The 23,326-nt window shown below is 64.9% G+C and carries 22 protein-coding genes and 1 pseudogene; 2 read left to right on the top strand and 21 right to left on the bottom strand.

Annotated elements, in window-relative coordinates:
- Positions 1 to 53 precede the first annotated feature (53 nt).
- Entirely contained in the window at positions 54 to 335 is a 282-nt protein-coding gene (locus tag CH262_RS07195) for a glutaredoxin family protein (RefSeq protein WP_027498351.1), read from the bottom strand.
- 204 nt (positions 336 to 539) lie between these two features.
- On the opposite strand from CH262_RS07195, the gene CH262_RS07190 reads away from it, so the two are divergent.
- Positions 540 to 1,475, top strand: a complete 936-nt coding sequence (locus CH262_RS07190) for an HAD family hydrolase (protein WP_045840673.1) — start codon at positions 540 to 542, stop codon at positions 1,473 to 1,475.
- Between the two features lie 18 nt (positions 1,476 to 1,493).
- On the opposite strand, the gene CH262_RS07185 is transcribed toward CH262_RS07190, so the two are convergent.
- The 10 genes from CH262_RS07185 to CH262_RS07140 all read right to left on the bottom strand — a co-directional run bounded on the left by CH262_RS07185 (position 1,494) and on the right by CH262_RS07140 (position 9,833).
- The gene (locus CH262_RS07185; RefSeq protein WP_094717285.1) at positions 1,494 to 1,982 is read right to left on the bottom strand and encodes a GNAT family N-acetyltransferase; all 489 of its coding nucleotides are present in this window, start codon (positions 1,980 to 1,982) and stop codon (positions 1,494 to 1,496) included.
- 19 nt (positions 1,983 to 2,001) lie between these two features.
- Entirely contained in the window at positions 2,002 to 3,051 is a 1,050-nt protein-coding gene (locus tag CH262_RS07180; protein ID WP_094717284.1) for a lysophospholipid acyltransferase family protein, read from the bottom strand.
- Entirely contained in the window at positions 3,048 to 4,175 is a 1,128-nt protein-coding gene (locus tag CH262_RS07175) for an NAD-dependent epimerase/dehydratase family protein (RefSeq protein ID WP_228139283.1), read from the bottom strand. Before CH262_RS07175 ends, CH262_RS07180 begins: the two co-directional genes overlap by 4 nt.
- A 184-nt stretch (positions 4,176 to 4,359) precedes the next feature.
- A complete protein-coding gene (locus tag CH262_RS07170) occupies positions 4,360 to 4,461 on the bottom strand; it encodes a 30S ribosomal protein bS22 (RefSeq protein ID WP_003402602.1) in 102 nt (33 codons plus the stop codon).
- Between the two features lie 231 nt (positions 4,462 to 4,692).
- Complete coding sequence (locus tag CH262_RS07165; RefSeq protein ID WP_008713658.1) at positions 4,693 to 4,929, bottom strand: helix-turn-helix domain-containing protein; 237 nt, start codon at positions 4,927 to 4,929, stop codon at positions 4,693 to 4,695.
- A gap of 127 nt (positions 4,930 to 5,056) precedes the next feature.
- The gene (proC, locus tag CH262_RS07160) at positions 5,057 to 5,872 is read right to left on the bottom strand and encodes a pyrroline-5-carboxylate reductase (protein ID WP_027498355.1); all 816 of its coding nucleotides are present in this window, start codon (positions 5,870 to 5,872) and stop codon (positions 5,057 to 5,059) included.
- 18 nt (positions 5,873 to 5,890) lie between these two features.
- Complete coding sequence (locus CH262_RS07155; protein ID WP_032369773.1) at positions 5,891 to 6,748, bottom strand: thioesterase family protein; 858 nt, start codon at positions 6,746 to 6,748, stop codon at positions 5,891 to 5,893.
- Between the two features lie 20 nt (positions 6,749 to 6,768).
- Complete coding sequence (locus CH262_RS07150) at positions 6,769 to 7,611, bottom strand: sugar phosphate isomerase/epimerase family protein (RefSeq protein WP_032365210.1); 843 nt, start codon at positions 7,609 to 7,611, stop codon at positions 6,769 to 6,771.
- A 12-nt stretch (positions 7,612 to 7,623) separates the two neighbouring features.
- Entirely contained in the window at positions 7,624 to 8,883 is a 1,260-nt protein-coding gene (locus CH262_RS07145) for a hypothetical protein (protein ID WP_094717283.1), read from the bottom strand.
- Positions 8,880 to 9,833 (bottom strand): Ppx/GppA phosphatase family protein, encoded by a 954-nt coding sequence (locus tag CH262_RS07140; protein ID WP_032365208.1) that lies wholly within the window; start codon positions 9,831 to 9,833, stop codon positions 8,880 to 8,882. Before CH262_RS07140 ends, CH262_RS07145 begins: the two co-directional genes overlap by 4 nt.
- A 33-nt stretch (positions 9,834 to 9,866) precedes the next feature.
- Here CH262_RS07140 and CH262_RS07135 point away from each other — a divergent pair, with 33 nt between their 5' ends.
- Positions 9,867 to 10,664, top strand: a complete 798-nt coding sequence (locus tag CH262_RS07135) for a hypothetical protein (RefSeq protein WP_032365207.1) — start codon at positions 9,867 to 9,869, stop codon at positions 10,662 to 10,664.
- Between the two features lie 69 nt (positions 10,665 to 10,733).
- Here the strand turns inward: CH262_RS07135 and CH262_RS07130 are convergent, their stop codons facing one another.
- The 10 genes and pseudogenes from CH262_RS07130 to CH262_RS07080 form a co-directional block, all read right to left on the bottom strand.
- Positions 10,734 to 11,423, bottom strand: a complete 690-nt coding sequence (locus CH262_RS07130; protein WP_027498361.1) for a response regulator transcription factor — start codon at positions 11,421 to 11,423, stop codon at positions 10,734 to 10,736.
- Positions 11,420 to 12,592 (bottom strand): sensor histidine kinase, encoded by a 1,173-nt coding sequence (locus tag CH262_RS07125; RefSeq protein ID WP_027498362.1) that lies wholly within the window; start codon positions 12,590 to 12,592, stop codon positions 11,420 to 11,422. Before CH262_RS07125 ends, CH262_RS07130 begins: the two co-directional genes overlap by 4 nt.
- Positions 12,593 to 12,729: 137 nt before the next feature.
- The gene (locus CH262_RS07120) at positions 12,730 to 13,485 is read right to left on the bottom strand and encodes a phosphoglyceromutase (protein ID WP_027498363.1); all 756 of its coding nucleotides are present in this window, start codon (positions 13,483 to 13,485) and stop codon (positions 12,730 to 12,732) included.
- Between the two features lie 12 nt (positions 13,486 to 13,497).
- Positions 13,498 to 14,661 carry a low temperature requirement protein A gene (locus CH262_RS07115; RefSeq protein ID WP_094717282.1) on the bottom strand — a complete coding sequence of 388 codons (1,164 nt, stop codon included), beginning with the start codon at positions 14,659 to 14,661 and terminating at the stop codon, positions 13,498 to 13,500.
- A gap of 656 nt (positions 14,662 to 15,317) precedes the next feature.
- The gene (locus tag CH262_RS07105) at positions 15,318 to 15,860 is read right to left on the bottom strand and encodes a DUF3558 domain-containing protein (RefSeq protein ID WP_143547079.1); all 543 of its coding nucleotides are present in this window, start codon (positions 15,858 to 15,860) and stop codon (positions 15,318 to 15,320) included.
- A gap of 158 nt (positions 15,861 to 16,018) precedes the next feature.
- Positions 16,019 to 17,217: pseudogene (locus CH262_RS07100) on the bottom strand (lipase family protein).
- 34 nt (positions 17,218 to 17,251) lie between these two features.
- Entirely contained in the window at positions 17,252 to 19,003 is a 1,752-nt protein-coding gene (locus CH262_RS07095) for a CocE/NonD family hydrolase (RefSeq protein ID WP_094717279.1), read from the bottom strand.
- The gene (locus CH262_RS07090; protein WP_094717386.1) at positions 19,000 to 20,208 is read right to left on the bottom strand and encodes a lipase family protein; all 1,209 of its coding nucleotides are present in this window, start codon (positions 20,206 to 20,208) and stop codon (positions 19,000 to 19,002) included. The genes CH262_RS07095 and CH262_RS07090 overlap by 4 nt, the downstream gene beginning before the upstream one ends.
- Positions 20,209 to 20,299: 91 nt before the next feature.
- Positions 20,300 to 21,742: an MFS transporter gene (locus CH262_RS07085; RefSeq protein WP_094717278.1), complete on the bottom strand. Its 1,443-nt coding sequence runs from the start codon at positions 21,740 to 21,742 to the stop codon at positions 20,300 to 20,302.
- On the bottom strand, positions 21,739 to 23,193 hold the full coding sequence (locus CH262_RS07080; protein WP_094717277.1) for a condensation domain-containing protein: 1,455 nt from the start codon (positions 23,191 to 23,193) through the stop codon (positions 21,739 to 21,741). The genes CH262_RS07085 and CH262_RS07080 overlap by 4 nt, the downstream gene beginning before the upstream one ends.
- Positions 23,194 to 23,326: the final 133 nt, after the last annotated feature.

The raw sequence follows: 23,326 nt of genomic DNA, 5'->3' as shown, positions 1-23,326 counted from the left end.
GAACGAATGAACAAAGTTGCGCATACCGGCCCTCACCTGCACACGGAGAGCAATCACACGTTCTTAGGGTGCCCTGCCCGGCCCAGATCGGCCCGCAATCGGGGCACGTCGACCTCCCAGTAACTGTGCTCGACACCGTCGAGTAGCACCACGGGCACTCGATCCCCGTACTCCGCGCGCAGGTCAGGCGATTCGGCCGCGGCCTCGTCCACGTCGATGACCGTCACGGCGACGCCGAATTCGGCGCACACCTCGTGCAGCACCGCGGACGCGTGGGTGCAGGAATGGCAGCCTGCGCGGGTGAGAAGTGCCACGCCGGACGGAGTCGTTTCCATCCGTCCACTCTGACATGCCGGTAACAGAGACGAAGGTCACAGCTGCGCGGTGCGTCGGGAACTGTTCATCGTCGGTAGGTGCCGTCGTGCGACGCTCGTGTCGGACGCACGCATTAGGCTGCGAGTGACGTACTGGCGAGGGAGGTGGACGTGGTGACTGACGGGGGCACAGACCTGCCGATCGAGGACACGCCCGATGTCGACATGGTCGACACGAACGATCCGGACGGGGACAAGCAGCGCAAGCGGCGTATTCGCCGGATTCGCAATCCGTTCGGCCCGTCCGATGCGGAGGTCCGCGCCAACGTCGCGGGTGAAGCGAGCGCCGATGCCGCTCTCGCCCTGCAGGTCGAGTCCGAGGGAGCGGTTCCCCGCGATCTGACCGCAGCCGCCTTCTTCGACGTGGACAACACCATGGTCCAGGGCGCATCGATCATCCACTTCGCGCGCGGACTCGCCGCCCGAAAGTACTTCACCACGGGCGACGTGGCCCAATTCGCTTGGCAGCAAGTCAAATTCAGGGTCAGCGGCAAGGAGAACAGCGAGGACGTGGCCAGTGGCCGCGAGAAGGCGCTCTCGTTCATCACCGGTCGTCCCACTGCCGAACTGAGCCGGCTCGGCGAGGAAATCTACGACGAGATGATCGCCGACAAAATCTGGGCAGGCACCCGTGCCCTCGCCCAGATGCACCTCGACGCAGGTCAGCAGGTGTGGCTGGTTACCGCCACTCCCCTCGAACTGGCGCAGATCATCGCCAAGCGGCTGGGCCTGACGGGCGCGCTGGGAACTGTCGCCGAGAGTAAGGACGGCGTCTTCACCGGCCGTCTCGTCGGCGACATCCTGCACGGCATCGGCAAAGCTCATGCGGTGCGGTCGTTGGCCGTACGAGAAGGCCTCAACCTCAAGCGGTGCACCGCGTATTCGGACAGCCACAACGACGTGCCGATGCTCTCGCTCGTCGGTACCGCGGTCGCGATCAACCCCGATCCGGACCTGCGTGAGCTGGCGAAGAACCGCGGCTGGGAAATTCGCGACTATCGCACCGGACGCAAGGCCGCCAAGATCGGCGTTCCCACTGCGCTGGCCCTGGGCGCGGTGGGCGGCGGTCTCGCCGCGGTGATCGGTCGCCGCAAGGCCTGACCTCGCTCGCCCGTCGGGTCAGAGCGTCAGTTGCATCAGGGTCAGGTCCAGCCAGCGCCCGAACTTGACCCCCACCTCCGGCATCTGTCCGACGCGAACGAATCCGAACTTCTCGTGCAGTGCGATGGACGTGGTGTTCTCGGATTCGATGAACCCCACCAACACGTGGATGTCGCCGCCTCGGGCGCGGTCGATCAATTCGCTCAGCAAGGCACTGGCCAGGCCGCGGCGATAGAAGTCGCGGTGGATGTACACCGAATGTTCCACCGAGTGCCGGTAGCCGCTCTTGACTCGCCACTGGCCGTACGACGCGTAGCCGGCGACCCGGCCGTCGACCTCCGCGGTGAGTACCGGGTACCCGGCAGCGATCCGTCCCTCGAACCACGCTGTGCGATCGGCGAGGTCCACCTGTTCCTCGTCCCAGATGGCGGTGGTGTTGGCGACCGCATCGTTGTGGATGTAGAGAATGTCTGGGAGGTCTTCTACCGTGGTGTCGCGAATATGCACTGGCAGAGGATAACCCGAGCTATCCGAGAAACACGTTGCGTCTCTTGGCAAGCAGTCGGTACAACGTGTGCTGAATGGTTTCGCGCACGTGGTCGGTCAGCTCGAAGAGCACCATCGGATCCTCGAACGCGGTGGCGTCGTAGGAGTCGGTGTGGATGGGCTTGCCGAACTCGATGTACCACTTCGACGGCAACGGAATCAGGCCCAGCGGCCCGAGGTGCGGGAAGAACGGTGTCACCGGGAAGTACGGCATCCCCATCAGTCGTGCCAGCGGGGCGATGTCGCCGATCTTCGGGTAGATCTCCTCGGACCCGACGATGGAGCACGGAATGATCGGCGCACCCGTTCGCAGTGCAGCCGAGACGAAGCCGCCGCGGCCGAACCGCTGCAACTTGTACCGCTCGCTGAACGGTTTGCCGATCCCCTTGAAGCCCTCCGGGAACACGGCGGCAACTTCCCCGGTGCGCAGCAGCCGCTCCGCGTCGGGATTGCACGCCAACGTATGCCCGGCCTTGCGGGCGATCGTGCCGACGCCGGGCATCTCGAATGCCATGTCGGCAGCCAACATTCGCAACGGCCGGTGGGCAGGGTGATGATCGCGCACGGCAACCGACGTCATCAGCGCGTCGACCGGTACGACTCCGGCGTGGTTGGCTACGACGAGTGCACCTCCCTCGACGGGGATGTTCTCGATGCCTTTGACCTCGACGCGGAACCACTTGTCGAACAGCGGACGCAGCAGTGGCAACCAGACGGCATCGGCGAAGTGCGGGTCGTAGCCGAACTCGTCGACGCTGTAGTCGCCGGCCAGGCGTCGACGCACGAATTCGGCGACCGAGGAGATCTGGTCGACGATCGCGGTCTTGGTGTCGTCGATCATCGACAGCACGGGTGCCGCTTCTGCGGCGATCGTGGCCGCACCGGCGGCGGGGGTCGGGTCCACCAGCGGCGTCGGCTCACGTGGGTCGGCGTAGGCCGATGGGTGCCGCTCGCGTGAACCCTGCGCTGCGCGGGCGGACCGGGCGGACGCGCCGCCGTGCAAGGGAATGACTTTGGCCACGTCGCTCACCTGTCCGCTCCGGATTCTCGCGCCGTGTCGGCACTGCCGAGCGAGGCCAGTACGCGCGCCGCGGACGCCCCCGTGTCGACGGCCCCGAGCAGCCGATTCTCGATGGCGTCGACCCATTCGGTTCGGACGACCGGCCGAAGAGCCGCGCCGCGCACGAAGTCGTCGAACGCCTGGACTGTGGTCCACCGAGGCTCGAACCCCAGCACGGACCGCATCCGCGTGGTGTCCAGCCCGCAGCCGAAATGGAAGTAATCGAGTTGCTCGGTCGTGAATTCGCGCATCATTCCGCCCATGAGCGCCCGCCCCACGCTCTTGAACAGTGGAAACGGCACCGGAACCTGCACGCGACCGGCACGTCGAATCGCCTGCGACAGCATGATGGTGCCGTCGGCACCGATGTTGAACGTGCCTGCAGGCCCGCCGATGGTCGCGCGTTCGAGGGCCGCAAGGGCGTCCTCCTCGTGCAACAGCTGCATGCGCGCGTCGCGTCCGACGATGCTCGGAATGAGGGGTGACGTCATGTACCGCGAGATGGTGCCGTTGAGCCGCGGGCCGATCAGTGGGGCCATACGCAGAATCGACACCGCGATATCCGGGCGACGACGACCGAGTCCGCGAATGTAGCCCTCGATGTCGATGGTGTCCTTGGCGTACGCGCCGCTCGGTGGGCGTCGGGCACTCATCTCCTCGGTGAATTTCACCGGATCCTTGGCGCTGCATCCGTATACCGAAGACGACGACCGCAGGACCACCTTCTCCACGGTCGGCGACTTCTGGCACACCGCGAACAGCTGCATGGCTCCGATGACGTTGAGGTCTTTCATCGTCGCGCGGCCGCCGGATTTCGGAGGCTTGGCGACCGTGGCCGCATGCACGACGGTATCGACGCCGGCGTTACGAATCACCTTGCCGATCAACGGGTTTCGAATATCGGCACGAACGAATTCCGCGCGACCCATACGTCGCAGCAGATCTTTGCTCGGAGATTTCTCGTCGACAGCGATAACACGTTCGATGCGAGGGTTCTGAGCGAGCCGGGTGACGAGGTATCCGCCGAGGAATCGACTGGCACCGGTCACGAGCACCACTCGGGGCGCGGCAACACCACGATCGCTCGGACTCACTGCGCCTCCCCAACTTCGGCTCCCGTGCCGAGCCTACTGGATCGACAGGTTTCCGCGAGGTCTGAAAGGAAAGGAGGCCTGGAAAGGAAAGGAGGTCCGAAAGGAAAGGTGCCACTCGCCTTCGAACGAGCAGAGCCCGCCACCGATGGTGACGGGCTCGGCCGTGAAGCAGATGACGGCAGGCTTATTTGCCGAGTTTCCTGCGCTGCACGCGGGTACGACGAAGCAGCTTGCGGTGCTTCTTCTTCGACATGCGCTTGCGACGCTTCTTGATCACTGAACCCATGCGGGTGTCCTCACGTTCTTCTCTAGCGTTTTCGCGCACGCCGTTTGCGTACGCCTACCTGACAACCAAGCCCGAAGGCTTCGAGCCAACAACCTTGGTCACCGAGCTGGCGCTGGGGCCACGTACTCGCCCACGGCTGCACACCGGCTGGCTGGCACGACGAACGCCAATCCTACCGGTGTGAGCCGTGACTTACGAAACCGGCCCGGTCTTACGACCTAGCTACGTGCACTAGCCTGCGTCGAAATACGAGGTCTCGAGATAGTCGTGTACCGCCTTGGCGTGCACACGAAAAGATCGACCCACCCGTACTGCGGGCAGCTCTCCGCCGTGCACCAGTCGGTACACGGTCATTTTCGAAACTCTCATCAGAGTCGCCACCTCGGCGACAGTGAGGAACTGTGTTCCGGCCAGAGCCGGTTGACCGTCCGGGGACGAACCCTTGGACGGCTTGTTTATAGACGCCATCAATCCACTTACCTCCGGCACGTCTCATGCGGCAGGCTTCCCCTCCTGCCGAACAGACACGCACGTGCTGCCCCCGAGCCTATAGGGACAGATGGGGTTACTGCGACGGGTGTGGGGAAAAGATTTTTTATTCTGCTGTGATGCCCATCTCAATCGATCGGGCGTTGGCGGCACCGAGAGCATCGAAAAAGGCAGCTCGGAGGCCGTTTCGCTCCAATTCGCGCACCGCCGCGGCGGTCGTTCCGCCCGGCGAGGTCACGGCATACCGAAGCTCGCTGGCGGACTCGTCCGAGCGATCCAGCATCGCTCCCGACCCCACCATCGTCTGCGCGACGAGTGCAGACGCGACATCCCGGCTCAATCCCAGGCCCACTCCCGCGTCGATCATGGCCTCGGCGACCAGGAAGAAATAGGCCGGACCGGACCCGGACACGGCCGTCACCGCGTCGAGCTGATGTTCCTTGACGACGACGACCTTGCCGACGGCCGAGAGGATGGAGCGCACGAGCTCGAGGTGCTCGGCGCGGGCGTACTTCCCCGGGGCCAGCACACTGACGCCCTCCCCTACCAGCATGGGGGTGTTGGGCATGACCCGTACGACCGGGAATCCGGCGGGGAGCTTGGGCTCGAACTTGGCGGTGGGCACGCCTGCGGCGAGCGAGACGATGAGTTGTTCGCGGTCACCGTCGAGCTCGATCTTGGTGATCTGATTCAGTGCGCCCTCGACGTCGGCCGGCTTGACCGCCAGCACGATGACGTCGGCTCCCTCGGCCGCGTCGGCGACACTGGCGGTCAGTACTCCGAAGTCCTTCGCGATCTCTTTGGCGCGCGGCTCGGACTTCTCGGCGACCACGAGGTCGCGCACGGCATGACCGGCCTCGAGGAGTCCCGCAATCAATGCCTCGCCGATCCGTCCGCCACCGATCACTGCAATTCTCGTCATATGGCCAAGCCTGCCATGTCAGTTCGAGCGCGGCACCATCGCCAACTGTCGGCTCTGCACCACCACGGCACCGGTCGAGTCGAGTATCAGGTGGTCCTCCTCGAACCAGGTGCTGCCGATGACGGAGCTGGTCGCTGCCACTCGCAGCCACCCCGGAGCCGGGCGGCGACGCAGATATGTCGTCAGCTGGACCGTCGGTGCCCAGCCGAACATTCCGCGGTTCATCGTCACCGGGGCCGAGATGTCGCCTGCCATCAACGCGAAGAGCACCGACGTGTCGGCGTCGGCTTCGTCGCCCGCGAAGGGGCGCACCCACAGTCGAATTTCGGCCTCACCCTGCTGACCGGTGAGAAACGATGCCGACGACGGTTCGATCCGCATCTCGCAGCCCTTGGCGACGTGCACGATCGACGCCATGGGGTGATCGCCTGCCACCGCGAGGGTGTCCGCAGGAGGCTCCGCGGCCATCGACGTCAGCGACAACGGGGTTTCGTGGTTCGGTTCCTCCGAGTCGGGCCGACCGAGGGTGACCACCGCCCGCACTGCGACGCGTCCGGCCTGAGTCAGCTCGACGTCGACGTGCGAGACCTGCCTGCCGCGCTTGCGCACGATCGTCGTGAGCGCCACTTCGCCTGGGTCGGGCGCGGCCAGATAGCTGACGCTGACGGCCAAAGGCTGGATCTCGACCTGGGCCGGGTCGATCAGCACGATCTGCTGACGCGCCGCGGCCGCGCAGATGGCGAGCATCGCCCCGCCGTGCACTTTGGGGCCGATGGTCCAGGTGGAATCGATCGCACCGGCGAAGGACGCCGTGTCTGCGGAGACGTCGAGTGGGACCAGTGTGGTTGCGGCCCGGAACGGGCTGGTGGAACTCATTCCGGACAACTTACCGGCAGTCAGGACAGGTGTGCGCGGGCGAACTGCAGCGCCTGGTCCAGCATCGACGAACGCTCGGGCACCGTGCGCGCATTCTGAGTGTTGATCTCGATGACGGCTTGACCGTCGAATCCTCGCCGCACCAGTTCGGTGCAGACCTGGGCGCAGGGCTGGCTGCCGTGCCCCGGGATCAGATGCTCGTCCACGGACGCGCCGCGGCCGTCGGCCAGATGCAGGTGCGCTATCCCGTCGCCCATCCGGTCGAGCATCTCGAGTGCGTCCGAGCCTGCGGTCGCGGTGTGCGAGAGGTCGAGTGTGTAGTGGCCGTGACCGACGTCGGTCGGGTCGTACGACGGCGAGAACGCCGACAGGGCCGCTCCCGGGCCTCCGCGTCGTTCCAGCCGTTGGGCGGATTTCTCCTTGCGCCCGAAGAATCTGTCGGCACGCATCGGGAACATGTTCTCCACCGCGACCACGACGTGGGAATTCGATTCCAGTTCCGCCACCTGATCGGCGAATCCGTCGCTGTACTTGCGCTGCCAGCGGAACGGCGGATGCACGACGACGGTCGCCGAACCCAGCTTCTCGGCCACTTCGACCGACCGGGCCAGTTTGACGATCGGATCCGATCCCCACACCCGCTGTGAGATCAGCAGACACGGCGCATGGATGGCCTGCACCGGTATCGAGTACTCACGTGACAGCGCAGCCACCGCATCGACGTTCTGACTGATCGATTCGGCCCACACCATCAGTTCGACGCCGTCGTAACCCAGATCGGCGGCATAGCGAAACGCTGCCTCGGTGTTCTGCGGGTACACCGAGGCCGTGGACAATCCGACTTTGATTCGCTTCGCCGCCATCGTTGTCGAAACTCAGCCGGTACTGAGCTGGAAGGCCAACGGACCGAGCGTGACGAACACACCGACGGCTATGGCAATGACGATCGAGACCAGATCATCGGTACGCCGGAGAATCCTCACCACCGCGACGAGACCGACGATCACCAGAACCGACAGCACCAGCGCCACCCATGGCAACACGTCCCACAGCTGCTCGAAGCCCTTGAACAGCAGCGCACCGACGACGATCGACACCACGGCCTGCCCGATGAGCACCAGCCACTGCCGAACCGCGCCGCCCTTGCCCTTGACCGGGGACTTGTCCTTGCTTCCCGTGTCCTTGCTCGCCGTGTCTTTGCTCGCCTGATCCTTACTCGCCGACTTGCGACGATCGGCACGCGACCCGGTACTCGGGGTGTCGGCGGTCTTCGGGTCGACGGTCTTCGGGTCGGCCGTGTCTTCGTCGGTAGTCGGCTTCGTGAGGTCGACTAGCTCGGGTATGACCTGAGTGCCGGCCTCGTCGGCCGATTCATCAGTGGCCTTCTCGTCGGCGGTCTTCTTGTCGGCGGTCTTCTTGTTGGCGGTCTTCTTGTCTGCGGTCTTCTTGTCGTCGACCTCGTTGCCGCGCGTGATGCGCGGGGTGACCGCAGTCTTCGCCAGGTCGTCCACCTCTACGAGAGCGGCATGTGGGCTCTCCACCAGCGGCGCACGCGAGGTGACGTCGGTCTTGGGTTCGGCGGATTCGGTCGAACGCGGCGGCTGGAATCCCGCCGATCGGCGGGCCCGTCCCTGCTCGGCCTGGGTCGACCCGTACGGGCGTCGCTCCGATCCTTGCGCGGCAGGAGCAGCGGGCCGCAACCCGCGCGCGGTGTCGTCGTGAGATCGATTGAGCAGGTCTCCGGCGACGGTCGTGGAGCCCGACAGCAGTTCCGGTTCGGGCTGCTGCTTGTCGCGCTTGCCTGCCGGTTGGTACGGGGTCGGGCGGGTGCTCTGGGGCCGGGCCGGTTGCGGCCTGGACGACGTGGTCGTGTTGCCGTCGGATGCACTGCTCGTGGGCTCGTTCGCAGCGGTATCGGGAGCTTCGTCCTGCGGCTCGTCGACGACGGGTGCGCTGCGGTCGCCGGGTTCGTCACGAACGACGGGAATCTCCCCGGTCAGTTCGGCCACGGAGATGCCGCCCTTGACGCCTCGCCTGCGTCGCCCTCCTGCAGTCAGGTTGGTCTTCTGGCCGTTTCTGGCCAACAGCTCGGCGACCGAGATCTGCCCGGTGTCTTCCGGGTTGGCGTCGCTCATCTCGAACTCCCCACCAGATCGCCGTCGGCTTCGGTGTCCAGCTTCCTCAAAATCAAACCTTCCCTCAGCGCCCACGGACAGATCTCGAGTGATTCCACCGACAGTGCCCGCATGCTCGCCTCCGCTACCAGCGCCCCGGCCACCAGTTGTGGTGACCTGTCGGCACTGATGCCTTCCAATTCTGCACGGTCGGCGGCCGTCATCCGCGATATGAACGCGATGAGTTGCCTCAGACCGCTCGCCGTCAGCGTTCTCGTCACTCGCGGACCGGCCGCGGAAGGCGCAGCACCGGTCAAGCGAGCCAACGAACGAAATGTCTTCGACGTTCCCACCGCGCGGTCCGCATCGCCCGCAGCCAACAGTTCTTTGGCCGGTGTCGCGAGTTCGGCATCCAACCAGTCACGAAGAACGGCAATACGACGCTTTCCCGGAGGATCCTCGTCGAGCCAGTCCCGGGTGAGGCGGCCGGCACCGAGCTGCAGGGAGAACGCCACGTCGGGATTCTCGTCGCTGCCGCTGGTCAGTTCCAGCGATCCGCCGCCGATGTCGAGTCCGAGGATGCGCCCGGCGCTCCAGCCGTACCAGCGGCGCACGGCCAGGAACGTCAATCTGGCCTCGTCCACGCCCGACAGAGTTTCCAGGGCCACTCCGGTCTCGGCGAGAACACGCGCGAGAACGTCGTCGGAGTTGTAGGCGTCGCGCACCGCAGAGGTGGCGAACGCCATCAGTTCACTGCAACCCGACCGGGCGGCGATGGCGGCAAACTCACGCACCTCGTCGACGAGCCGATCGGCACCTGCAGGAGTGATGTTGCCGAACGCGTCGGTGTTCTCCGACAGGCGCAACGTCGCCTTGCTCGAGCTCATCGGCGTCGGGTGTGCGCCACGGTGTGCGTCCACTACGAGCAGATGCACCGTGTTGCTACCGACGTCGAGCACCCCTAATCGCACAACCCCACGGTACTGGGTCTACCGTCGTCATTTGTGACAGCAGGTCGTGAGCAGCAGTCGTTCGCTGCAGAGGTCGAGTTGGATTTCCCGCGAGAATGGGTCGAGTTTCCCGATCCCGACAACTCCGAACATGTCATTGCCGCCGATCTGACGTGGCTGTTGTCCAACTGGACCTGCGTGTTCGGCACCCCCGCCTGCCAGGGCACCGTCGAGGGTCGCCCCGACGACGGATGCTGCTCGCACGGCGCGTTCCTGTCCGATGAGGACGACAAACGCAAGCTCGACGAGTCGGTGAAGTTGCTCACGCCGCAGGACTGGCAGCTGATGGACAAGGGTCTGGGCAAGAAGGGATACGTCGAATACGACGATCTCGACGACGAACAATCTTTGCGCACGCGGCGGTACAAGGGTGCGTGCATCTTCCAGAACCGACCCGGGTTCGAGGGTGGCATCGGGTGCGCACTGCATTCGATGGCGCTGCGCAAGGGCATCGAGCCGCTCGAGGTCAAGCCCGATGTGTGCTGGCAGTTGCCCATCAGGCGCACTCAGGATTGGGTGACGCGTCCCGACGGCTCCGAGATTCTCAAGACCACCATCGGCGAGTACGACCGACGCGGTTGGGGCGAAGGCGGACTCGATCTGCACTGGTACTGCTCCGGCTCACCCGACGCGCACGTCGGAGCCAAGCAGGTGTTCGAGTCGTACAAGCCGGAATTGACCGAGCTGCTCGGCAAGGCTGCGTACGAGGAGTTGGCGTCCCTGTGCAAGCGTCGCCGTGGCCTCGGTCTGATTGCCGTACATCCGGCCACTCGTGAGGCCCAGCGCCGGTAGGGCGGCTGGCGCCGCACGTGAGTGGAAACTCGTAGTGGGCTACGCGTTTCCACTCACATGCCGCAGGCTCTACCCCTCGAGCTTGTAGCCCAGACCGCGCACGGTGACGAGATGCTCCGGCTTGGCCGGGTCGGTCTCGATTTTCGACCGCAGTCGTTTGACGTGCACGTCGAGAGTCTTCGTGTCGCCCACGTAGTCCGCACCCCACACTCGGTCGATCAACTGGCCCCTGGTCAAGACCCGGCCGGAGTTGCGCAGCAGGTATTCGAGCAGGTCGAACTCCTTGAGCGGCAACGTGATCTGATCGGATCCGACCATCACCACATGCCGTTCGACGTCCATCCGCACCGGCCCGGCTTCGAGCACTCCGGTGTCGGTGCCGCCGTCGACCTCGGCGTCACTGCCGCGGCGCAGTACGGCGCGGATACGAGCGATCAGCTCACGAGCCGAATACGGCTTGGTGACGTAGTCGTCGGCACCGAGTTCGAGCCCCACGACCTTGTCGATCTCACTGTCACGCGCGGTCACCATGATCACGGGAACGCCTGAGCGCGAACGCAATTGCTTGCACACGTCGGTGCCGCTCATTCCGGGAAGCATCAGGTCGAGCAGCACGATGTCCGCGCCGGCACGATCGAATTCGGCAAGAGCCGACGGACCGTCGCCGACGACGGTGGCCTCGAACCCCTCTTTGCGGAGCAGGAAGGCCAGTGGATCGGCCAACGACTCTTCGTCTTCCACGATCAGAACGTTGGTCACTGATTCTCTCTTTCTGTAACCGCGGCGTCGTCTTCTTCTTCGAAGTACGCGGGGATCTGGAGGGTGAAGGTGGATCCGGTGCCCAGCTTGCTCCACAGCGAGATGCTGCCGTTGTGGTTGGCTGCGACGTGTTTGGCGATGGCAAGGCCCAGGCCTGTGCCGCCGGTGGCCCGCGACCGAGCTTTGTCGACGCGGAAGAATCTCTCGAAGACGCGTTCCTGGTCCGCCTTGGCGATACCGATTCCGCGGTCGGTGACGGCGAACGCGACGTTCGATCCGCGCAGTGCCCTACTGACCGAGACGGGCGAACCGTCGGAGGAGTACGCGATCGCGTTCTGGATGAGGTTGGCCAGGGCCGTCACCAGGAGCGCCTGGTCGCCGAGTACTTCGAGCCCGCTCGGGTGGTCGGTGGTGACGGAGATGCCCGCGTTCTCGGCAGCGAGTTTGGACCGGTCCATCGCCTCGTTGACGACGGTGTCCACGTCGACCACTTCCAGGTCGGGCAGTTTCTCGGCCCCCTGCAGACGCGACAGTGCGATCAGCTCGGTCACCATGTTGCCCAGGCGTTTGGATTCGGCGACGACCTTGCCGCCGAAGTGCCGGACGGAATCGGGATCGTCGGCGGATTCGAGCAGCGCCTCGGCCAGCAGGCTCATCGCACCGACCGGCGTCTTGAGTTCGTGACTGACGTTGGCCACGAAGTCGCGACGCGTGGCCTCCATCCGTACCTGCTCGGAATCGTCGTCGGCGAAGAGAACGACGAACCGTCGGTCCTCTTTGCTGAGAAGTCTCGCGACGCACCGGACGGCGATCTTGTCGCGGCCGGGCCGGGGGGCCTTGGCACTGAGATCGACTTCGACGGGATTGCCGTCGGACAGCACTTTCGTCGCCGCGGCCCACGCCCGCTCGTCGATGGAACGGTTACGCACCAGGCCGAGCTCCTCGGCCCGTGGATTCGACAGCACGACGTCGTGAAATTGATCGACGACGGCGATACCGCTCTCCGACGCCAGCACGATCAGGTCCAGTACCTGCGACATCGTCAATCCGGAGGTGGCGCGGCGACGCTCCGAGTGTCGAGTGTTGAGGTACGGGATCAGAACACCGCCGACGAGGTATCCCACGAAGGCCGCGGCAATTGCCAGTAGTACGGCCGATGCAACACTCACACCGGAATCGTACGTTCGATGGACGGCTCACATACGCAGGGTGCAGGCATTTCCCTGGTCGTCATAGCCCTCGTCGGCAGTGTTCTTCGTTCGTTCACCTGCAGTTTCGACAAACTGCCGGTTTGTGCGTGGCGGAGTTACTTACCGCCCTGGTTTGCCACGGCAGCCGCACCCGCAGCCGCTGCTTCCGGATCCAGGTAGGTGCCACCCGGATTGGTCGGCTTCAGCTTGCCGTCGACCTCGGTGAGGTCGTACTGCAGTGGGATGCCGGTGGGGATGTTCAGTTCGGCGATGTCCGCGTCGGAGATCTCGTCGAGGTACTTCACGAGTGCACGCAGCGAGTTGCCGTGTGCGGCGACGAGCACGTTCTTGCCGGCCTTCAGATCGGCGACGATCGTCTCCTCGAAGTACGGGATGAGCCGTTCGACGACGTCGGCGAGGCATTCGGTCAGCGGAACGCTGTCCAGGTCGGCGTAGCGGGGATCGGCGTCCTGGCTGAACTCGCTGCCTGCCTCGATGGCGGGCGGCGGCGTGTCGTAGCTACGACGCCACAGCATGAACTGCTCGTTGCCGTACTTGTCCTTGGTCTCGGCCTTGTTCAAGCCCTGCAGTGCGCCGTAGTGACGCTCGTTCAGACGCCAGTCGCGCACGACGGGGATCCAATGCCGCTCGGCCGCGTCGAGCGCGAGGTTCGCGGTGCTGATCGCGCGGCGCAGCAACGAGGTGTACAGCAGGTCGGGCAGTACGCCCGCCTCGGCGAGGAGCTGGCCGGCGCGCTTGCCCTCGGCCTCGCCCTTCTCGGTCAGTCGCACGTCGACCCAGCCGGTGAACTGGTTGGACGCGTTCCATTCGCTCTCGCCGTGACGAAGCAGAATCAGGGTTCCGATACTCATGTGGTCAGTTTCTCATGCGGGACGCTGGGGAGTGGAGCCTGCGGAACGACCTAACGCTGGGGGTCGTGGCCCGCGTGCGACGAGCACGCCGACGACGACGATCATGACGACCGCGGTGAGGGTGATCGGGATGGGAATGATCGGGTCGAACAAGACGAGCACGGCACCGACCGGAACCGCGATGTTGACGACGCGATCCGCGTGGGCGCGCATGGCGATCAGCCAGACGCCGAGGACGAATATCGCAATCGGCACCGTGACGGTGAACGACGCGGCGACGTCCCCGAGCTTGCTGTGTTCGGTGAGCACATCGATCTCGACCTCGATGCCGGCCGAGAACGCGCCCGCCGCGGCGAAGATGAAGTAGTGCGTGTAGCCGTAGATCAGCGAGTTGCCGAACTTTCCGATGGCCCGGTGATGCGGCGGCCAGAAGTAGATCCACCACAGACTCGCGGTGACGACGAGGGTGAGGACGGAAATCGAGATCAAGGGTGCCAGCGCCGTCTCGTCGTGCAGCGCTTCGATGATGGCGTTGGCCGATGCGAGCAGACTCTCGCCGAGCAGTATCAGCGTGAACAGCCCGTAGCGTTCGGTGATGTGATGCGGGTGCCATGGCGTCGACCCGCTGCGTTCGGCGATCAACGGAACCGCCATTTCCGCGGCTGCCAACACGAAGAACAAGACGACGGCGGCTGTGCCGTCGAACAGCACCAGCCAGAGAATCCACAGAACTTGAACGCCCGCAATGCCTGTCGCGTATGTCAGTGCGGTCTTCTTGTAGTCACCGGTCCGAGACGCTCGAACCCATTGCGTCACCATCGCCACGCGCATCACGACGTAGCCGAGCACGACGACCGCAAAGTCCTTGTCCACGAACGCTGATTCGACTCCGGCGGCGAGCACCAGCACGCCGGCCATCTGTACGACGGTCAGCGTTCGATAGAGCCAGTCGTCGGTATCGAAGGAGGTGGCGAACCACGTGAAGTTCATCCACGCCCACCAGATCGCGAAGAACACGAGCGCGTAACTGAGCAGGCCGTCGGCGACATGGTTCTCGGTGAGCGCGTGATGGAGTTGCACCGCCGCGATACTGACGGCCACGACGAACACGAGGTCGAAGAACAATTCGAGTGGACTCGCCGCGCGATGCGGTTCGTTCGGATCGCGCGGACGCATCTGTACCAGCCGGGCCGTGGAAAGATTCACGAAGGCAGAGTAAGGCATCCGATTCGCGAATGTTGTCGTGATTGCGTTGCCGTAGTTGCCTTTACGGACATTTCGGGCAGGTCGACGGTATGGCGTTGGCAATGCACGGAACCTCCCACCCTTTTGGGCGACCGCACGCCGGGGTTCCGCGCATAGCGGGGGTGCGAGGTCCGGAGAAAGGGTGTGAGGTTGCGGGACTACTCCCCCAGCGCCGCCCCGATCTCGCCGACCCGAGCACCCACACTCTGATCGACCTCTTCGGTGTCGACGAAATAGCGACGAAATAGCGACGAAACACCGAGCGCATCAATTCGATGACCTCGATGTGTTGCCTGATCGCAACAGCCGCCGACCGTTCCTCACCATCGGCCAGTCGCTTGAACTTGCGACCCAGCTGTCGAGCTGAAGGAAGCGTTCCGAATGCGTCGAGATCGACGAGAAACTCCGTCTGCTGCACCATGCCCTCCAGGTGGGCGATGTACGTGACGCATGCAGCGTCGCACTGCGCCGCAACACCTTCCGGTATATCCAAAATTCCGGCTGCGGCCTGATGCGACAAGTGTCGCCAGTTCTGCATCGAGTCGAACAGATCCCCGGGGTCTTGTCCCACAGTCATACCCTCCAGTTCAGTTCGAAATAGGTGGGAGCGATGCGCGCGTACTGCGCGCAATATTCTCGATTTCCACACACGGATCTCTTGCTGGCTCGCTCGCCGCGCGAGTGTCGAGGACGAAATACACCAGACCCTTCTCCACCTCGAATGCCATGCCACAACTTCGTCCGGCGGGGCGATCAGCGCGCAAGAACTGGTAACCGCCGAGACCGTCGACTTTCGAGAATTGATTGAAGCGGTCGTTCGCCTCCAGATCGTCCAGCGAGTGGAAGCCCGAGAACGCGCCCAGGAAGTACCACGATCCAGGGTCAGGGTCTGTCCAGATACACGTCTTCCAGTCGTTGGACAGCGGGGCGTCTCCGAACAAGTTCGAGCTTTTGCTTTCCACATCCAATCCCGCGGCCTCGACGGCATTGTCCGGGATGGTGCATGGATCCCAGGGCTCGGTGGCGATCGGCGCAGCGCTGGTCGACGTCGGCAACGCAGCATTCGGTGCACTCGGCGTCGACTCACCACATCCGGCGACCAGCATCATCAGTCCGACCACACCCGTCACCCAGCGCCCTGTTGCTCTCACAACTGGTTGGACGCGGCGAGCACCCTCTCGGTTCCCCGGCAACCTCACACACCTACTACCGACTGCGCGCCCCCGCTCACTCAGGAGCGAGGGCGCGCAGTCGACAAATGCAGTGCGAGGTCACCACCCAGCGGACATCAGCCGCAGTTCGACGGTGCCGGCTCTCCTCGGAATCGTGCGTCCACGTAGGCGTAGGCCTCGGGCAGTCCGACGATCGATCCGCTGAAGTGCTCGGCGAGTGGATACGCCCGGAACTGCACGGTTGCCCCGGCTGCGCAGTAGCGGTCGACCGTCTCCTTCACCGGCGCGTAGGGGGTGATGAAGTCGTTGATCCCATGCCAGATGTACACCGGGGCCGTGGGGACGCCGTCGTAGTCGACGAGACTGTTCTTCTTCAATACCGCCTGCGCAGAGGGCAGGGACGCGATGTCGACGTTCGACAGATCTCTTGCGCTCTTGAACGCTCCGCCGATGATGATGGGCGCCTGCATTCGTTGCTCACGCGATCTCGCAGGGCCAGGCCCGCTGCATTCAGGTTCTCCGAGACGGGAAATTCGGTCGGGTATTCACGTTCGAGTCCCAGTGATGCCGCGAGTGCCATTCCGAAGGCGGGGTGCGGAATCGCGCTGTAGCCCAGGTTCTGTGCGATCAATCCCAGGTCGGCCGGAGTTCCGCCGTGCACGCTGGCCACGATGTTCAGCTCCGGCGCGTAAGTGGGTGCCATGGCACCGGCCCACGAGGTCGCCAGTGCGCCTCCCGAGTAACCCAACAGTGCAACGGGACTGTCCTTCAGCGGCAACTGCTCGAAGTTCTGCACGGCCCGCACGCCGTCGAGCGTCAGACGACCTTCGTACTCCGCGGCTCCGTAGGCTCCGGTCGGGCCGAGGTAATCCGGCACCGCAACCGCCCAACCGCGGGCGACCATACCGACGTACAGGCTCGGCGCTTCACCGATCTCGTATGTGAAAAGACCATGCGACGGTGCACATTTGACGCCCAGGGCATTGATGACGGCTTGATAGGACACCAGTGGGGTTCCCGCGCCCTTGCCTCGCGGCATCAGCACGGTCGTCACCGCGGCGACGGGTGCACCTGCGGAGTTGGTGGACCGATACTTGAGTTGCCAGATGTCGGTGTTGGGGTACATCCAGGCGTCGGCCCGTCGGCTGGCCAGGATGTCACCCGGCGCGTGATCGGCGATGTCGGCCGGTGCCGCGTAGAAGACGTCCGGATCCGGGGCAGTCGGCGCGGGAGCCGCCGAAGCTGTTGTGCCCACTGCGAACAGGGACGCGCAGAGCGCCACCAGGATGGACCCCAGGGTAAAGAGTTTTCGGATCACAGCGAGCCTTTCGGGTGAGCAAAATCGAAGATCACGGGACTACGGGAAGAGAGAACTGGTTGATCGGATCCGTCGAGGACACGGTGACGTCCGCTGGGCCCGGCCCACCTGCGAAGGACGGATCCGACGCGGTGATCTCGACGGCGACGCGATGACCGCGGTCGAATCGATGGACGATGCTGGGTAGCGAGATGGTCACCGGTTCAACGGATCCGGTGAGTACGGCGGGTGCAAGGAGTCCGTGAATCGGGCTCCGCGCACCGTCGGGTGCTACGTCGAGCACGGTGACGAAGACGGTCGCGGGACCGGACACCGTGGGACCGATGGACAATTCCGGGGCGCCGACGACGTCGATGGGTTCGGTCAGTGGCGGCGTCGTCCAGTGCGCGGCAGAGCCGGGTAGCGAGACCCGCGGCACGGGCAACTCGGCCGCGAGATTCGGCAGTCCGAACGTGGTGGGCATCGACGCACCTGCACCCCGAATCGTCTGCGTCCACACTTCGTTCGACGAATCCCGCTCCGCCAGTGATCCATTCGACAAACGGAACGCGCGGCGAGCACCGACGGGAAATGTCTCGGATTCGACGTAGGCCGGCGACGCGACACCGGTATAGGGCACCCAGTCCCGGAAGTAGGTGAAAGCCGGTCCTGGGTCGACGTCACGATCCTTGAGGTATCGGTCGAGCCAATTGCCCACCAGTGCCGCTTCGTGCTGCGTGAACGGGTCGGGGGCCTTGATGTCGAACTCACCCGGATAACCCTTGCGATCGTTGTGTCCCCACGAGTGCCAGACCATGGACGTCTCCACTCCCCTCGCCCGCAGGGCCTCGAATGTGGCTACGGCCTCGTCGAGACTGAACAGCGAATCTTTCTGACCCTGCGTGAGCAGCACCGGCACATCGACTCGATCGAGGTAGTCGACGGGCGAGACATGACGCATCGCCGCCAGAGTTCCCGGGTCGGGTTCGCGATTGTCAGTGAAGGCGGACGCGGCGTCGCACACCCACTGGGCGTAGTTCGGGCACCCCTGTGCCCGTGCCGGATCGACGGCGTATCCGCCCGGGCCGGTCAGAACGGCACCGGCGGCCAGAAATGCCGAACCGAACACGCTCTTGACCGGCCCGACGGATCTGCGGCCGGCCCCGTCCGGTGCCAACGACCGCGCCAGATCGTTCCAGGTGATCATCGAAGCGACGGTGTCCAATCGTGGATCGACCGACGCCGTCGCCAATCCCGTTGCGCCGGCGTAGGAACCGCCGAGGTAGCCGACGCGCGGGTCACCCGGTGCGTCGAGGCGAACGACATCCAGTGCCGGGGCGGCCACCGTCCGTGCGGGATCGGTGAACACCCCGCCGCTCTCACCGGCCAGATAGCCGATCAGAGCCGATGCGGCCATGCCGTCGTAATCGGGATCGGCGAAGTAGATCTTGCATGTCGAGCCGCCGAAACCCAGGGCCGAGTACGTCAGAACCACGTAGCCGTGAGTGGCGAATCTGGCAGCGGCACCGGCCTGGTCGTCCTTGGATCCGCCGAAACCGTTGCTGGTCAGAATGGCTGGAGCTCGGTGGTCCGGTCCGAGCCCGACAGGAACGTACACATCCCCGACGACGGTGCAGTGCTGGTCGTGTTCGGGCCCCACTGCGACGTCGAAGTACCGAGTCTGCACCGAGAAGTCGCCGAGTGTCTGCGGTGCCAGGACCGGAAGATCCGCTGCATATCCGGGCGCGGAAGCCGCGACCAGAGCCGTCGTCACAGCAGCGACGACGGTTGCCAGTCTTCTCATCGGAGGCAGTTCGTCGGCGGCGCGACACCCCGGAACCTGTTGTCCAGGAATGTCAGTGCCGCGGGAAGACCCTCGAACGCCGCCTGGATGTGCTGCGGTGCGTGGACGACGTCGAACTGCAAGGTGGCACCACTCGCGCAGTACCGAGCAGCAGTATCACGCAACGCTCCGATCGGAATGAGCGGATCGTTGTCGCTTCCCCACAGAAGTGTGGGTGCCGTCGGCACACCCGCGTACTTGACCAGACTGTTCTCGTCGATGATCTGCTGCGCCTCGGGGCTGTCCACCAACGACGTAGTGGTCGAGACCGCCAGCGCACTCTTGAAGGCTCCGGTCGCAAGAATCACCGGCGTGCACGCATTCGACACCTGATCCTTCAACGCCAGACCGGCGGGATTGAGCTGCGCGGTGATCGGCAGGCGATCCGGGTATTCGCGTTCGAGTCCGAGGGCGGCCGCGAACGCGAGACCGAATGCCTGATGGGGCTGAAAACCCAACGCGCGAGCGATGTTGTCCAGATCCGCAGGCACACCTCCGGCTGCGGCACCCACGATGTTCAGCTCGGGTGCATAGCTGGGAGCGAGCGCCGCGGCCCACGCCGTCGCCATACCGCCGCCGGAGTAACCGGCCATACCTACCGGGCTTGCTGCCAAACCTAGTTCCGGCACGCGCTGTGCGGCGCGGACGCCGTCGAGCGTGATCTGTCCGCCCAACTTGGCTGCGCCGTACGCACTTTTCGGCCCGAGGTGGTCCGGTACCGCCACGGTCCATCCACGCATCAGCGCGAGGTTGAGAAATTCACGTTCCTGCACACCGGTCGTCGGGTCGGCACCGAACAGGGACTCCGACGGTGCGCACTGCAATCCGAGCGCATTGACGAACGGCTGATACGACAGTAGAGGCCCACCGGGTGCGCGGTTCGTCGGTGCCAGAACGGTTGTCACTGCGGCGATGGCGTCGCCTCGGGAATCGGACGACCGGTACTGGAGCTGCCAGATGTCGGCACCGGGATACAGGGGGCTCGAAAACCGCCGACTGGCAACGACATCGCCGTTGTTCTTCCCGTTCAGGTCCGCAGCCGCCGCATACAACGTGCCGGGTACCGGGGCCGGATCACCGGGCGCGGCCGACGCATGGGGAGCAGATACGAACAACAGCGACATCAACCCGACGACGAGTGTCGAGGTCACGAGGGTGCGAAGCATGGTGTAACTCTTCTCGATTTCGATCGGCCCGAACTCCTGGTCCGGGTGAGACATTGTTGGATACTGTTGCGGGACAATCACTTACGAATATTCACGGCACACCCTGGGAGACCATCGACGAGCTGCGTTCGACGACGCCGCGGGGCAGCGCGGCCGCGACTGCGGTGGCCACCACCATGGTCGCGGCCAGCCCGAACAACACCGTCCGCTGAGACGCCAGATAGTCCGCGGCAACCGGCTCCGCAGGAAGCAGACCGAAGTACAGGGCCCCGGTCACCGCGGTTCCCACAGCCGATCCCACTTGTTGGACGGTCGGCAGAATTCCCGATGCCGAGCCGATGGCGTGCGGGGCCACCCCCGCGACGATGGTGCTCTGCAACGGCGCGATCACCGACCCGAGACCCGCTCCCAGTACCCCGAGCGGCACGACCGCCCACCAGGGAAAGCCGGCACGGTCCAGATATTCGGTGGTGACTCCGAGAACGAGCAGAGCCAGTCCCATGGCAGCCGCGCCGGCCGCAACGACGCGAGAATCCCAGTGTTGGAACGAGATCGGTGCGGCCACGGAAGCGAGCACTGCCCCGAGCGCGAAGGGAACAGTGATCGCACCGACCGTCGACGCGCTCTCACCCAGTCCGGATTGCAGTGTCACCGACATCGTCAGAACGAACCCGGTGAAGGTCCCGTACACGAGAGCCGATACGGCGCATCCCACGGAGAATCCTCGCTCACCGAAGACGCCGATGTTCACCATGACGTGTGCTCCTGCAGCACGTCGACGACGCTCCCACATCGCGAACCCGGCCAGCGTCGTCAGACCGAGCACAGCCGCGGGCAACGCTGCGGCGACACTCGAGCTGATCATGACGGGACAGACGATCAGCAGGGCCCCGATCGACCACAGGATGGCACCGACCGGGTCGAACCGCCCGCCGTGTCCGGCCGGGACCTGCTCGGTACCCGATGCCACGAACCTGCGGCCGAGAACGACCGCCGCCGCCGCGATCGGGACGTTGATCAGAAACAGTGCTCGCCAACCGGTTCCGAGGATGTCGAGGTGCAGCAGCGCTGCGCCGATGGACGGCCCGGCGAGCCCGGCCAGCCCCGCGGTGCCACCGTACAGCGCGAACGCGGTGGTGCGCCGCGTGCCGGAGTAGGCCGCTGTCACGATCGCCACCGTCTGCGCCGACATCGCCGCTCCCGCGAGCCCCTGCAGCACGCGAGCGAGGACGAGCAGTTCGACCGTGGGCGCGTAGGCGCAGAGCACCGATGTCACGGCGAACAGCGCAGTGCCGGTGACGAATACCGTTCTGCGCCCGAACAACTCACCTGCGCGCGCCATCGTGAGCAGCGCGCAGGCGAAGGCGAGCAGATACGCCGTCGGGATCCAGACCTGCTGGGTGCCCGACGCGTCGAGGTCACGCGCGATCGTCGGCAACGCCACGGTGACGGCGGTGACGTCGATCATCTGCATCGTGACGGCCAGCAGGCAGGCACCCAGCGTCAGCCACGACCCGCGGCGAGGGAGCGTCATACCCTGCTGACGTCCGGAAGCTCGTGGGCCAACACGTGAGCCTCGGGTGGCTGTGGGATGTAGTCGCCCTCGTCGACCACGGCGGCGTAGATTTCGGAGATCTTGGAGAAGTACAGGTCGATCGAACGATCGGCCTCGTCGGTGCCCGGGTACAGGAACTCGACGCCGGTGTGGTCCTCGAAGCGGTTGATCCACATGAAGACTTCCTCGGAACTGCCGCGGTTGCCGTACAGACCCGCTCCCGCCGCATCCAATTCGGCTTCGCCCGGCAACTTGCGAACGTCGACGTACGAGATCATCGGCGCGGTCCATCCCGGCTGCGTCGTGATTCCGTGTTCCGGCAAGGCCAGCTCGAGCACCCGGTGGTACGACGTGTTCGCCAGCAACTTTCCGGAGTCGAATGCTGCCTGTGCGAGCACTGCGAGGGTCCGGAACGTCGGCTGCTCACCGAGGTCGAATTGCACCGGAATCAGGCTCGAATACCACCCGATCGACGCGAATTCGCCCGGGGTCGCCCGAGTGCTCTTGGGCGTCAGACCGAGGTAGCTGCCCCGGCCGGCGAGCTCGTACTCCGCCAGAGCTGCGGCGGCGAAGATTCCGCCGATGAACTTGACTCCCACGGCTGCACACGCCTCGTCGACTGCCTGCGCGGTGGCACCGTCGAACAACGGGAACGAGCTGTGCGAGGTCCGCGTGTAGTCGACACTGCTGCGTCCCAACGGAAGTGGGAACGTCGGCAGATCGCCCCCGTTGTCGGTGACCAAGTCGATCCAGGTCCGAACCGCAGGGCTCTCGAGGGTCGTCGCGTCGCTCTCGAGGCGTTCGCGCTGGCAGTACTCGAGGTAGCTGCCCGGGGTGAACAGGCCGTCGGACTCCCCCGTCACCGCGTTGCGATAGAGCTGGCGCAGTTCGTAGTAGGTCAGGGCCTGCGAGATGCCGTCGGTGTCGAGGTGATCGACTGCCGCGTACACCACGAAGTGATCGTCGTGTTCGATCGTTCCGAACGAGAAGCAGTCCCAGCTCTCGGGACCGGGCGTGCTGTCCTGCACGTGACGCCGAATGGCCTCGGAGTCCGCAGGCGTTCCGAAATCGGTCGCTTCGAGCGCGATGTCGGCGACGTCGACGAGGTGGCGCGTCGAACCCTCGGCCGTCGTCGAGAACCAGCTGCGGAACGAATCGTGTCGGGTGACGAACGTGTTGAATGCTCGTCCCATCGCGGTGCGGTCCAGTGCGCCTTCGATCTTGAACGTCACCAGGCACAGCCGCGAGAATCGGAACGACGATCCCCGGTTGCGGTAGGCGGCTTCGAGATACGCCTGCTGGATGTGCGAGGGCGGTGCCGGGTGAACGGGCGCAGCCGCGGCAGCAGCTCGTGAGGCGACGGTGGGTGACCACGTGGTGAGCGGTCCTGGAGCGGGCTTCCACTCGTCGATGAGTCCGAATGCGACCACGACACAACCTTTCGAAGGAGACAGAGCGATTCGACGCGGCGAGGTGCGTCGGAGGGGCCAGTGCATCACCCGGGCAGAGGCCGAGAAACCCCGTCGACGAGCATTTTGGAAAATTGACAACGATTCGCGGGAT

The sequence above is a fragment of the Rhodococcus sp. 05-2255-1e genome (genome assembly GCF_002259025.1).
In the GTDB taxonomy this organism is placed as follows: domain Bacteria; phylum Actinomycetota; class Actinomycetes; order Mycobacteriales; family Mycobacteriaceae; genus Rhodococcoides; species Rhodococcoides fascians.
This window is presented reverse-complemented; position numbering and strand designations above follow the sequence as displayed.